At 71.5% G+C, this 12,651-nt stretch carries 8 protein-coding genes; 4 read left to right on the plus strand and 4 right to left on the minus strand.

Annotated features, from left to right (window positions below; all coding sequences use genetic code 11):
* The first annotated feature begins 10 nt into the window (after nucleotides 1-10).
* The gene (locus tag ACFY10_RS19600; protein ID WP_390666400.1) at nucleotides 11-961 is read left to right on the plus strand and encodes an AAA family ATPase; all 951 of its coding nucleotides are present in this window, start codon (nucleotides 11-13) and stop codon (nucleotides 959-961) included.
* A 109-nt stretch (nucleotides 962-1,070) separates the two neighbouring features.
* Complete coding sequence (gene fxsT, locus ACFY10_RS19605) at nucleotides 1,071-4,886, plus strand: FxSxx-COOH system tetratricopeptide repeat protein (RefSeq protein WP_390666401.1); 3,816 nt, start codon at nucleotides 1,071-1,073, stop codon at nucleotides 4,884-4,886.
* 36 nt (nucleotides 4,887-4,922) lie between these two features.
* On the opposite strand, the gene ACFY10_RS19610 is transcribed toward fxsT, so the two are convergent.
* Together ACFY10_RS19610 and ACFY10_RS19615 are read right to left on the minus strand one after the other, a co-directional pair.
* On the minus strand, nucleotides 4,923-6,734 hold the full coding sequence (locus tag ACFY10_RS19610; RefSeq protein ID WP_390666402.1) for an HEXXH motif domain-containing protein: 1,812 nt from the start codon (nucleotides 6,732-6,734) through the stop codon (nucleotides 4,923-4,925).
* Nucleotides 6,735-7,160: 426 nt separating this feature from the next.
* A complete protein-coding gene (locus ACFY10_RS19615) occupies nucleotides 7,161-8,723 on the minus strand; it encodes an MFS transporter (protein WP_390666403.1) in 1,563 nt (520 codons plus the stop codon).
* A 61-nt stretch (nucleotides 8,724-8,784) separates the two neighbouring features.
* Here ACFY10_RS19615 and ACFY10_RS19620 point away from each other — a divergent pair, with 61 nt between their 5' ends.
* Complete coding sequence (locus ACFY10_RS19620; protein WP_390666404.1) at nucleotides 8,785-9,750, plus strand: helix-turn-helix transcriptional regulator; 966 nt, start codon at nucleotides 8,785-8,787, stop codon at nucleotides 9,748-9,750.
* Nucleotides 9,751-9,841: 91 nt separating this feature from the next.
* On the opposite strand, the gene ACFY10_RS19625 is transcribed toward ACFY10_RS19620, so the two are convergent.
* Nucleotides 9,842-10,462: a TetR/AcrR family transcriptional regulator gene (locus tag ACFY10_RS19625; protein ID WP_390666739.1), complete on the minus strand. Its 621-nt coding sequence runs from the start codon at nucleotides 10,460-10,462 to the stop codon at nucleotides 9,842-9,844.
* A gap of 476 nt (nucleotides 10,463-10,938) precedes the next feature.
* A complete protein-coding gene (locus ACFY10_RS19630; RefSeq protein WP_390666405.1) occupies nucleotides 10,939-11,937 on the minus strand; it encodes an RNA polymerase sigma factor RpoD/SigA in 999 nt (332 codons plus the stop codon).
* Nucleotides 11,938-12,132: 195 nt separating this feature from the next.
* Here ACFY10_RS19630 and ACFY10_RS19635 point away from each other — a divergent pair, with 195 nt between their 5' ends.
* The gene (locus ACFY10_RS19635; RefSeq protein WP_390666406.1) at nucleotides 12,133-12,651 is read left to right on the plus strand and encodes a GNAT family N-acetyltransferase; all 519 of its coding nucleotides are present in this window, start codon (nucleotides 12,133-12,135) and stop codon (nucleotides 12,649-12,651) included.

Consider the following 12,651-nt stretch of genomic DNA (forward strand, 5'->3'; position numbering starts at 1 on the left):
AACGCCGCTCATGCCAGCGAACAGCGAAAGCTCGCAGAGCCCGGGCAACTGGGGGATCTACCGGGGTACCGGCCGTCCCGGCCCCGATCCGGGGCCCTGGCCCGAGCCCCCGGGCTGGCGCGGTTTCGGCGGCGGCCCGGTCCTGCCCCCGCCGCCGTCCGAGGACCCGTACGCCTCCGTGACGCTGGGCGACACGGCCGGGCCGCTGCCCGCGTCACCGGCTGAGGTGGCCCGGGTCAACGCGGCGCTGTACCTGCGTCGACCGCTGCTGGTCACAGGGCCGCCGGGCACCGGCAAGTCGACGCTCGCGCACCGCATCAGCCGTGAACTCGGCCTGGGCCGCGTCCTGCGCTGGCCCGTCACCAGCGTGAGCACGCTGCGAGAGGGCCTGTACGTCCACCAGGGCCGGCTCGGTCCGGTCGGTACCGCCTTCCTGCCGCACCGGCTGCCCCGGGTGCTGCTGATCGACCAGCTGGACCTGGCGGAGATCGCGTTGCCGGAGGACCTGTGCACGGTACTGGCGGCCGGCGGGTTCACCGTGCCGGATGGTGCCGAGCGGGTGGCGACGGACGACGATCCGGCGGCCGCGGTGCCGCTGCGCGGCGGCGAGGTGCGCTGCCACGCCTTCCCGGTCGTGGTCATCACCGGCACCGGGACCCGGGATCTGCCCTTCGCTCTGGTACGTCGCTGTGTGCGCCTGCGGATGGAGCGCCCGGGCCCCGAGACCTTACGGGCCATCGCCGCGTCCCGCTTCCCGCCGGACGCGCCCGGCAGCCCGGCGCCCGACGTGGTGACGGCCTTCCTCGCCCGCGCCGCAGACACGGACGGCCCGGTCGTGGAACGTCTCCTGGACGCCCTCCACCTGTCCACCACCGGCGTCCTGCAGTCCCTGGCCGACTCCGGCACCTGGCAGTCCGCGGTGGACACCCTCTGGGCCTGGACCTCCCCGGAGGAACCATGACCCCACGCATCCACTGCACGCCGCAACGACCGACACCGGCATCAGGGGCCGGCCCGAGCGCCTTCGCCGGCTCCGTACCCCACCCCACGGACCTCCCCCGGACCCGCCCGTGACCGGCTTCTGGCCTGAGCTCCACGACGGGCTTGCCGGGCCACTGGGGAGGGCCGCGGCTGCGTTGCGGCGGGCGGGCGGGCGGCGGGGGTGGGACGTGGCTGTGGTCGTCGACTCCGGGCCGACGATGGACGTCTGGCAGGAGACGGTGCGGGAGTTCACCGGTGTGCTGCGCGGGACCGGCGGGTTCGGCCGGATCACGGTGCACCGGCTGCCGTACGGGCGCAGCACGGACCCGGCGACGCTGCCGCAGCATGGCGCCGGCGGACGGCTGACGCTGCTGCTGACGGACGGGGCCGGACCTCGCTGGCGGACGCACACCGTGGAGCCGTTGCTGCGTCGCTGGGGCCAGGCGGGCCCGGTCGCGCTCATCCATGTGCTGCCGCACGCGGTGTGGCCGGCGACGGGGCTGCGCGGCTGGCAGGTGCTGCTGCAGTGCCCGGCCCCCGGCTCCCCCAACCACCGGCTGCGCTGGCAGGCCCGCGGTCTCGGCCCCGACGTGCACGAACGGCCCTCGGCGCACCATCCGGACGTACCGATCCCCGTGCTGGAACTGTCCCCGCGCTGGCTGGAGGCCTGGTCGGGGCTGCTGTGCGCCGCGCCGCCGGCCTGGCTGCCGCTGACCGTGATGTTCCCGCGCGCCGGAGTGCCCGAGCCCGCCGGTGACCCGGGGCCGCCGCCGGGCGCCGCGGCCCGGGTGGCGCGCTTCCGGTCCTCGGTCACCAAGGACGTGTTCACCCTCGCCACCCTGCTCGCCACGGTCCCGCTGACGCCGCCGCTGGTCCGCCAGGTACTGGACCGGCTGCTGTCCGACTGCTCGCTCGCCGACTTCGCCCAGCTACTGGTCCACGGCCTGGTCCGCCCGGCAGACAGCGCGCGCCCGGCATACGAGTTCGAGCCGAGCATGCGCGAGGAACTGCTCGCCGCCGGGCGGCGTACCGACCTGGTACGAGTTGTCGAACTGGTGGGGGATCGCCGCGGAGCGGGCGGGGAACACTTGTGGCGACTGCCCCGACTGCTCAGCGGGGCCGCCGTACCCGAACTCCCGCCGGTCACGGAGGAGTCCGGGCCGTGGCTCATGGCGGAGAGCGCCGTGCTCCACGCCCTGTCCGGGCCGTTCCTGAACCCGGCGCGACAGGTGGACGCCGCGCTCGCGGCCCACCACGACCTGAGGCAAACCGCACCGCAAAAAGGCACCACCGCACTGCCGACACTCAGCCAAGCCGTCGCCCGCGCCGCGGGCGACGCAGACCGCCCGACGCATCAGGGGAATTGGAGGCCGGCGATGCCGCAGCAGGCCCCGGCGGGCACCGAGCGCACCCGGAACACGCCCACCGTCTGGGGAAACATCCCGCCCAGGAACCCGAACTTCACCGGCCGCGAGGAACTCCTCGAGAAGCTGCACGAGCGGCTTCTGCGGGAGAAGGCGACGGCCGTCCTGCCGCACGCCCTGCACGGTATGGGTGGCGTGGGAAAGAGCCTGCTCGCCGTCGAGTACCTCTACCGGAGGATGACCGAGTACGACGTCGTGTGGTGGATCTCCGCCGAGCGCACCGCGCAGATCTCCCTCTCGCTCGTCGAGCTCGCCCCGCGCCTCGGCCTCACCGCGGGCAGCGACGCCTCCTCCACGGTCGCCACGGTCCTGGAGGCGCTGCGCGTCGGAAAGCCGTACTCCAACTGGCTGTTGGTCTTCGACAACGCCGAAAGTCCGGAGGCCGTACAGGCGTTCTTCCCGGCCGGCGGCCCCGGCAACATCCTCATCACCTCCCGGAACCCCCAATGGGCCTCCATTGCACGGCCGTTGGAGGTCGACGTCTTCATGCGGGAGGAGAGCAAGCAGCTCCTGCGGGTGCGCGGGCCGGAGATCAGCGACGAGGACGCCGACCGGCTCGCGGAGGCGCTCGGCGACCTGCCGCTGGCCATCGAGCAGGCGGCCGCCTGGCACGCCGAGACCGGCATGCTCGTCGACGAGTATCTGCGCCTGCTGAACGAGAAGCGCGTCGATCTGCTGCGCGGCACCGCGCCCCTGGACAACCAGCACCCGGTGATTGCGGCCTGGAACATCTCGCTGGACCAGCTCGAGACCAAGAACCCGGCCGCCTACCAACTGCTCCAGGTCTGCTCCTTCTACGCCCCCGAGCCCATCGCCCGCACCCTCTTCGCCCGCATGCCTCGCGGCTCCATCGCGCCCGAACTGGACGCGGCACTGGAGGATCCGATCCGCCTGGGCCAGGTGATACGCGAGATCGGCCGCTACTCGCTGGCCCGCTTCAACCACCGCAACAACTCTCTCCAGATGCACCGCCTGGTGCAGGCCGCACTGCTGTACCGGATGACCGAGGAGGACCGGGCCGGCATGCGGCGCGGCGCCCATCTCCTGCTGGCGGCGAGCGACCCGAACGACCCCAACAACATCCTGCGCTGGGAGCGTTACGGCTCCCTCTACCCGCACGTCCTGGTCTCGGAGACGGTCAAGTCGGAGGAGAGCTGGGTGCGCAACCTCGTGGTGAACGAGGTGATCTATCTGCTCCGCTGGGGCGACTACGAGTCAGGTGTCGAACTCGCCCGGTCGGCGCACGAGACGTGGGCGCAGACCCTGGGCCGGGACCACCCGCAGACCCTGCAGATCGCCCGCTGGCTCGGGTTCCTGCTGTTCACCATGGGCAGGTACCCGGAGGCCGCCGAGCTCAACTCGGCCGTCCTGGAGGCCTACCGGCGCTCCATGGGCCCGGAGGCGCAGGACACCATCGACGCGCTCGGCAACGTCGCCATCGACCACCGGGTGCGGGGGGCGTTCGGCGACGCGCTCGCGCTGTCCGAGTCGGTCCACCAGCAGTACCTGCGCCTCCTCGGCCCCGACGACCCCGAAACCCTGCGCGCCGCCCACAACCTCGGCGTCAGCCTGCGCCTGGTCGGCGACTTCGCCCGCGCCCGCGACCTCGACCAGCAGACCTGGAGCGGCTACACCGAGATCTACGGCCAGGACCATGTGACGACGCTGAGCACCTGGCTCGGCTACATCCTCGACATCCGGGAACTGGGGGGCTATGCGGTCGCCCTGACGTACCACCGGGAGATCGTCGAGCGGTCCAACTCCCTGCTGGGCAGCGACAACCCGCTCAGCCTCTCCTGCTTCCGGCATCTCGCGGTGGCCCTCCGCAAGGCCGGTGAGCACCAGGAGGCGATTGCCAAGGCGGAGCAGGCTCGCACCGACATCATTCACCGGCACGGCACTCGCAACCCGGAATCCATGGCCGCCACCCTGGAGTTGACGGTGCATCTGCGCCACAGCGGCGACCTCACGGAGGCGCTGCGACTGGGTACCGACATCTGCGAGCAGTACGAGAAGACGTACGGCAAGCATCACCCGCACGCCCTGTCGGCGGCGTTGAACCTGGCCATCACCTACCGTCTGCTGGGCAACGCCCCGGCCTCCCAGTACATCAACTCGCTGGTGCTGGACGGGTTCATGGCGAGCCTGGGGGAGATGCATCCGTCCACGCTGGTGTGCCGCACCAACCTGGCGAGCGATCACTACGCCCTCGGTGACGCCGCCACCGCCCGGGAGCTGGACGCCGAAACGCTCCGCCGCTCCCGCGAGGTCTTCGACGACGACCACCCCTCCACCCTCGCCTGCGCCGCCAACCTCGCCATGGACCTGCGCTTCCTGGGGCATGCCGAGGAGGCCGACACCCTCCAGACCGACGCTCAGGAACGCCTCAGCCGCAAACTGGGCAGCAGCCACCCCGCAGTGGCGCAGGCCGCCGACTGGGAACACCGGGCCGACTGCGACATCGACCCCATGCCGCTGTAGAGGGGGCCGGTCCGTGGAACGGGCCGGGAGCGGGGGCTAACGCGCCAGCCAGTGCGCGAGGGCGACCGGGTCCGGCGGCTGAGGCAGCGACCGGCTGACGGCGACGGCGAGTTCGGGGTGGCGGGTCAGGGCGGCCCCGGCCTCCCGCTGCCCGGTCGCGGTCAGCGCCAGCCCGAGTCCGGCCCAAGCGGCGGGCCGCGCACCGGCGACGGCCAGTTCCTCGGCGTACAGCTTCACCGCGGTCTCCGCGTCACCGGCCACCAGCGCCACATCGGCGGAACCCGATCCGGTGACGCGGGAGGCGGGGTCGTCCTCGCCGAGCAGCTCCTCGAACTCCCCTGGGGCGATGATGCTGAGGCGGGCCAGCAGGGCGAAGGTGTCCAGCCTGCACGCGCCGCGGTCCGGACGCAGTTCGGGCTCGGGCGCGTGACCGGCGAGCGGGAGGCCCGATCCGTCGCCTGCGGGGCGGCCGTGCTCCCATTCCCGGGCCAGCGCCCGCCCGAACTCCGCCGGTGTGTGCAGGTGGTGGGCGCGCCAGGTCGCACTATGGTGGAGGGACGCCATACGGGCGAGGGACTGCTCGCGTTCCCCCACCGGCTCGTCGCGCCAGGGCGTGGTCTGTTCGGTGAGCGCCTCGCAGAGCCGGCGCCCCTGCGGGGTCAGCAGCGGGTGCTCGCGCAGGGTGATGAGCACCTGGTCCAGGGCGTCGCGCCACAGCGCAAACTCGAAGTCCGCGAGCCTTTCTCCCCTGCGCGCACGCCAGAAGCGAGCGACCCCCGAAAAGGCGTAAGCCCCGTGCACCAGTCCGCCGAGCGGGCGCGGGTCGTCCCGCCAGGGGGCGTAGAACAGGTCGCCGCACTCCTCGAACAGCGGCATGAGGAAGATGAGGCCGTTCAGCAGGGTGTGCCGGAACTCGTGGACGAGGGCCACGCCCAGTTGGGCCGGCAGCACCTCCGTGTCCTCGTCCGGGTCGGACAGCAGGACGCAGCCGAAGGCGTCGCTGGACGAGGCGGTGCGGGTCCGCAGGCGTTCCCTGCGGGGCAGGGGGACCAAGGACAGCAGCCCGGCCGACAGCGCGCGGGCATCGGCCCGGTGGTCGGCCACCAGCAGCGGCCATACGGCCGAGATCCGGCGCTGCCAGTCGGCCAGTTGCGCAGGTGACAGCCGCCGGGAGGCGGCGAGCCCGCTCACCGCGGGGTACGGGCCGAGGTCGTCGACGGCGAGGACGAGGGACATCCCCCCGGCCGAGGAGCGCACCCGGCGCAGCCCTTCCCAGCCCGGTGCGTCCTGTTCGGGGTCTTCGGGCAGTGTCACTGCCGTGTCGCCCCCGACGATCCGCACCACCCCGTCGCCCGTCCGGACCTCGGCGGCGGCCCAGGCCTCGGCGGTGTCCAGGCGCGCACGGCCCAGGCAGGGGAGGACCACGGTCCCGTTCCGCATCGGCACCAGAGCCCGGAAGGGGGTCCCCGCCATGACGGCCACGGCTGCCGCGAACTGGCCCAGGAAGCCGAGATCCACCCACAGCGGCGTCGCTTCCTCGGCGGCATCCGGCTCCACCCGGGACAGCCGCCGGAAGAGGGATGCCGCCCACAGGCCGACCTGCGGGTCCAGCAGGACGGTCCGGAAGGCGGCGGGGTCGAGGTTCTGGGCGGTGTCCAGCAGCTGCCACGCCTCGCGGACCTGGGCGGTGTCCGCGTCGGGGATCTCGGCGCAGGCGTCCAGGATCGCGCGCATGAGCAGAAGGCGACGGCTGCACTCGACGTCGAGGAGCACGGAGACGGCCGCCTCGTCCTCGGTGGTGGCCGTCAAGGCCCGCAGTACGGACGCGGAGAGCTGGTGGTGGTGCATCGGCACGATTTCCTCGTTCCCGGCCGGGAGTGACGTGCGGTGCACCTTAATCGGTCGCAGTCGGTGAGGAGGGCGCGTTGCCGATAACGGCGCGGACCGGAACAGGTCCTAGCTTCCCTGGCTGCCACCGACGGTGGAAAGTGGCTGGTTGACGCAGCGGCGCAGTTGCTTGACCGAGGATTCCAGGGCCGCGCTGTCGAGGGCGGTGAGCTCCCCGAGAGAGATACCCGAGAGGTCGGGAAGCCAGCTCGACCATGCCGTTTCCGATGCCGCCGCCTCGGATGGAGTGGCCTGATTCCTCGATGCCATGACGCCCCGTTGCTTCCCGGTTTCTACGACGCGTGGACCGGTCGCCCGCGCAGGATAGACAAGTGTGGCACAAAAAACAACCCCCTGTCCCGATGGGAGTTCGGGCAGGGGAGTGTTTCAGCGGACAGTAACCAGCTCCTCCTCGCCCGCAGAAGCCTCCTGCACACGCTCCGGGTACCCGTCACCGGCGCCCTCCTCCGCCGCCCGCGCACCAGACCGCACCGGCAGCGCGAACATCAACAAGAAGATCACTCCCATGACCCCGGCGACCCACCCCAGCGCATGCTGAAATGCGTTCACGAACGCCGGCCCCACCTGGGACCGCGTCAGCCGATCCCCGATCTCTCCGAAGAACACCACCGACACCAGCCCGAGCCCCAGCGCGTTCCCCATCTGCTGCACGGTGTTGATGAGCCCCGACGCCGAGCCGGCGTGCTCGCGCGGCACGTCCGACAGCACCGCGTCCGTCAGCGGGGCGACGATCAGGCCCATACCGACGCCCATCACGATCAGGGGCAGCGCCATCTGCCAGGAGGCGATGGCAAGGCCGTAGCGGCCGGACTCCCAGATGTAGAGCAGGACGCCCGCAGCCATGAGCAGCGCGCCCGCCTGGAGCACCTTGCGGCCGAAGCGCGGCACCAGCTGCTGCACGGACAGGCCGGCCGCCGTCGAGACGGCGATCGAGAACGGCACACCGGTCAGGCCCGCCCGCAGCGGGCTCCAGCCCAGGCCGGTCTGCATGTACAGCGTCCACACCAGGAAGAACACCCCGAGCGCGATCCCGAACACGGTCTGTACGGCGATACCGGCCGCGAAGCTCTTCACCCGGAACAGGGAGAGTTCGACCAGCGGAGATCCGTCCCGCACGGCCTTCCGCCTCTCGTACGCCACCAGCACCGCGAAGACGACGAGCGCGCCGGCCATGGAGACGTACCCCCACAGCGGCCAGCCCAGCTCACGGCCGCGGGTCAGCGGGTAGAGCAGCATCGTCAGACCGAGGGTGACGAGGGCGACCCCGACCAGGTCCAGCTTCAGCGCCCGCGGGGCCTTCGACTCGGTGATGAAGCGGCTGCCGAGCAGCAGGCCCGCAATGCCGACGGGCAGGTTGATGAGGAAGATCGGCCGCCACTGAAGACCCCACAGGTTCCACTCCGTCAGCAGTGCACCGAGCAGCGGGCCCGAGACGGCCCCGAGCCCCACGATCGCGCCGAACAGGCCGAACACCTTGCCCCGCTCGTGCGCCGGGAAGGTGGCGTGCACGATCGACAGGACCTGCGGCACCATCATCGCCGCCATACCGCCCTGCAGGATCCGGGAGGCGACCAGCATCTCGGGGTTCGCGGCGAAACCGCACAGCGCCGACGCCAGGGTGAAGCCGCCGATGCCGATGAGGAACAGCCGCTTGCGGCCGTGGATGTCGCCGAGGCGTCCGCCGGTGATCAGGCCCGCGGCGAAAGCGAGGGCGTAGCCCGCAGTGATCCACTGGATCTGGCTGACGGAGGCGCCGGCGTCCCGCTCGATCGACGGGATGGCGATGTTGACGATCGTGACGTCGACGAGGTCCATGAAGGCCGCGGTCATCACGATGGCGAGGGCGAGCCAGCGCCTGCGGTCGCCTGCGGCGGGCTGAGCACCCGGGGTGCCCACGGAAGGATCGGAAGGGATCTCGGTGGAGGTCATACCCAGAAGCTAGACCCCTACTAGGTCAGATCGTGTCCTAGTTCTGCGGCATCCTCGAACCATGACGACGGACACCCCGGCCCGACTCCTCCAACTCCTCTCCCTCCTCCAGACTCCCCGCGAATGGCCCGGCGGCGAGCTCGCCGAGCGGCTGGGCGTGTCGCGGCGCACGGTACGGCGGGACATCGACCGGCTGCGCGAGCTCGGCTATCCCGTGCAGGCGACCCTGGGTGCCGAGGGCGGCTACCGGCTGGTCGCGGGCAAGGCGATGCCGCCGCTCGTGCTCGACGACGAGGAGGCGGTGGCGATCGCGGTCGGCCTGCGAGCCGGTGCCGGGCACGCGCTCGAGGGCGTGGACGAGGCGTCCGTACGGGCCCTGGCCAAGCTGGAACAGGTGCTGCCCTCCCGCCTGCGCCACCGCGTCTCCACCCTGCAGGCCGCGACCACACCGCTGGCCAGCGGGGACGGGGCGAGCATCGCGCCCGAGACACTGACCGTCATGGCGTCCACGGTGGCCGGACGCGAGCGGCTGCGGTTCGCCTACCGCGCCGGGGACGGCACCGAGTCGCGGCGCCTGACGGAGCCGTACCGGCTCGTCTCGACCGGGCGTCGCTGGTACCTCGTCGCCTACGACCTCGATCGCGCCGACTGGCGCACCTTCCGCGTCGACCGGGTAAGCGAGCCCTTCGCAACCGGCGCACGGTTCGCTCCGCGGGAGCTGCCGACGGGAAGCGCGGCGGAGTATCTGCGCCGTTCGATGCAACGGCATCAGGAGTCGTACGACTTCGAGGTCACGTTCACCGCCCCCGCTCAGGCCGTCGCAACCCGCGTTCCGTCCTGGCTGGGCACACCGGAGCCGATCGACGAGGCTTCCTGCCGACTACGCGGCCGAACCGCGGACGCAGCGGACTGGCTGGCGGTACGGCTGGCCCTACTGGGCTTCGAGTTCACGGTCCGGCAGCCGCCCGAACTGATGGAGTCCGTACGGGAGTTGGGCGAGCGGCTCGTACGAGCCGGGGGCGAGTGACGCGCCCCAAAGGGGCGCGGGGCTGTGTTAAATATGCGGCTCCGCCGCGTGGGCGCGACCAGCCACAACGGACGAGCAGACGGGAGTGCGCTCAAGCCCCCACAAGCTCCGCCCAAGGAAAACCCCGCAGCGCAGCCAAATTCCGCAGCGCCAGTGCCGCCGGGCCCTTGGGCCCACTCGCCGGGCCCGTGTCGGCCGCCCAACTCTCGACGGCCACACGCACAGCCGAGGCAGCGACGGCCGCAGCGAACCGCACCGCGGAGGAGCTCTCGGGGCCCGCCCCGGCCCCCCTGCCAACGTTGTCGAGGGGCCCGCGGCTCCGCTCAGCCAGCACATCCGCCAGCGCCCCCTCCGATGTCCGGCACACCTCCGCCCACACCTTTCCCAGCGCCGGGCTGGTGTCGGTGAGGCGGATGAGGGTGCGGACCAGTTCCCAGGAGGCCGCGGAGACCCCGGCGCCCGGCGTCAGCGTGTGCCGCACCGCGTGTTCCAGGGCCTGCGGGAGGGACAGCTCTGCGGGGGCGGCGGCGACCGCCTCCGTCCAGCGCCGGCCGCCCGCCTCGTAGAGCGGGGCCACGGCCTCCTCCTTCGTCGCGAAGTAGCGGTAGAAGGTGCGCGGGGCGATGCCGGCGGCCTGGGCGATGTCCTCGGCGCGGGTGGCGCGCAGGCCCTGTTTCACGAACAGTCCCGCCGCCGCGCGGGCGATCTCCATACGGGTCGCTGCCTTGCGCCGTTCGGTGAGGGAGGCCTGCGCCGGCGCGGAGGAAGCACGGGGGTTCGATGCGGGGGTGGGGCTGCTCACACCCGGCAGGGTATGCCGCTGTGGCACAATCTGCCATCCGGCGGGCCACCCCGGGGTTCAGGTCCGGGGTGCCCCGCCCATCAGCATGCCCAAGAGAGAACCGGGCCCCGGCGCCCGGGGGGAGGGGCGCCGAAGCCCGGCTCAGGGAGAGTCCCGGCGCCGGGGGGGATGTGCGTCGGGACTTGGTCCTGTGGTTCCCAATGGCTCAGGGGGTGGCACGAAGCCGAACTCCTGTGCCCTGAAGTCTTGTTCCCTGTGATCTGACGGTTGAAGCGGCGTTAGACCGCCATGTTTGCGCGGTCTTTCGCCACCGGGCGTGCGCGGCCAAGGGCGTCGTACGCCACCCGGCGCTCACCGAGTGCCGCACGCGCCCCTGTCGCCGTCGCTCAGGCCGCCGCCTCGAAGCCCGTGTCCCGTGCCAGCTTCTTCAGCTCCAGCAGGGCGTGCTTCTCGATCTGCCGGATCCGCTCGCGGGTCAGACCGTGCTCCTTGCCGACCTCCGTCAGGGTGCGCTCGCGGCCGTCGTCGATGCCGTAGCGCATCTTGATGATGGACGCCGTGCGCGGGTCGAGGCGGCCGATGAGGTGGTCGAGTTCCTCGCTGCGGAGCAGGGTGAGGACGGACTGCTCGGGGGAGACCGCGGAGGTGTCCTCGAGCAGGTCGCCGAACTGGGTGTCGCCGTCGTCGTCCACCGCCATGTTGAGCGAGACCGGGTCGCGGGCCCAGTCCAGGACGTCGATCACGCGGTCCGGGTTGGAGCCGAGCTCGGCGGCGATCTCCGCGGGCTCCGGCTCGCGGCCGTGCTCGCGGTTGAACTCCCGCTGCACACGGCGGATCCGGCCCAGCTCCTCCACCAGGTGGACGGGCAGGCGGATGGTGCGCGACTGGTCCGCTATCGAGCGGGTGATCGCCTGACGGATCCACCAGGTCGCGTACGTCGAGAACTTGAAGCCCTTGCGGTAGTCGAACTTCTCGACCGCGCGCACCAGGCCGGCGTTGCCCTCCTGGATCAGGTCGAGCAGGGGCAGACCGCTACGGGGGTATCGGCGCGCCACGGCCACGACCAGGCGGAGGTTGGAGCGGATGAAGATGTCCTTGGCCCGCTCGCTGTCGGCGACCAGGGCCTCGAGCTCCTCGCGGGAGGCTTCCGCCCTGGACTCCTCGTACCCGTCGAGGACCTGTCGCGCGAACACACCCGCCTCGATCATCTGTGACAGCTCGACCTCCTTGGCGGCGTCGAGCAGCGGTGTACGCGCGATCTCGTCGAGGTACATGCCGACCAGGTCACGGTCGGCGATCTCGCCGGCGCGGGCGCGAACACTGCTTGCCGCGTCGGCCGTCTCGCCGGTGGCGGACTTACGACGGGCGACGGCACGGGTTGCCATGCGTGCTCCCTTGCGATGGTGGGCTGGCGGGTGGTCCTTCAGACGCCCGGCACTCGACTTCGAGTGCCGCTCAGCACCTTGGTCGGGTGCCCTGCATCCGATGGAAACAACGACTGGAATCCGGACAGAATTCCCAACCCGCCCCCCGATTTTTCTGATCTTGCAGTACCCTGTCCGGCCACGTGAGGAGGACCGATGCCGTCGGGACGTACAGAGGTGCAGGTCAGGCCGGGAGTTGAGGGGGACCTCGAAGCCCTCACCGACATCTACAACCACTACGTACGTGAGACGCCCATCACATTCGATACCGCGGCCTTCACTCCGGAAGAGCGCCGCCCTTGGCTGCTCTCCCACCCTGAAGACGGCCCGCACCGCCTGATGGTTGCCGCGGATGCGGACACACAGGAAATTCTGGGCTACGCCACATCCAGCCCTTATCGCGCCAAGCCCGCGTACGGGACCTCGGTGGAGACGACGGTCTACCTCGCCCCGCACGCGGGCCGCCGCGGCATCGGCACGCTGCTCTACAAGGCCCTCTTCGAGGCCCTGGCCGACGAGGACCTGCACCGCGCCTACGCGGGCATCGCACAGCCCAACGAAGCGTCCACGCGGCTGCATGAACGCTTCGGGTTCCGGTACGTCGGCACATACCGGGAGGTGGGCCGGAAGTTCGGCCGCTACTGGGACGTGGCCTGGTACGAGAAGGACCTGTAG

It is taken from the genome of Streptomyces sp. NPDC001401, assembly GCF_042895385.1.
Classification (GTDB): domain Bacteria; phylum Actinomycetota; class Actinomycetes; order Streptomycetales; family Streptomycetaceae; genus Streptomyces.

Bases quoted from the DNA above. Each gene is read 5' to 3' on its own strand.
- ACFY10_RS19600 (WP_390666400.1), top strand. From the start codon at position 11: ATGCCAGCGAACAGCGAAAGCTCGCAGAGCCCGGGCAACTGGGGGATC.
- ACFY10_RS19610 (WP_390666402.1), bottom strand. From the start codon at position 6,734: ATGCACCACCACCAGCTCTCCGCGTCCGTACTGCGGGCCTTGACGGCC.
- ACFY10_RS19615 (WP_390666403.1), bottom strand. From the start codon at position 8,723: ATGACCTCCACCGAGATCCCTTCCGATCCTTCCGTGGGCACCCCGGGT.
- ACFY10_RS19620 (WP_390666404.1), top strand. From the start codon at position 8,785: ATGACGACGGACACCCCGGCCCGACTCCTCCAACTCCTCTCCCTCCTC.
- ACFY10_RS19625 (WP_390666739.1), bottom strand. From the start codon at position 10,462: ATGGAGATCGCCCGCGCGGCGGCGGGACTGTTCGTGAAACAGGGCCTG.
- ACFY10_RS19630 (WP_390666405.1), bottom strand. From the start codon at position 11,937: ATGGCAACCCGTGCCGTCGCCCGTCGTAAGTCCGCCACCGGCGAGACG.
- ACFY10_RS19635 (WP_390666406.1), top strand. From the start codon at position 12,133: ATGCCGTCGGGACGTACAGAGGTGCAGGTCAGGCCGGGAGTTGAGGGG.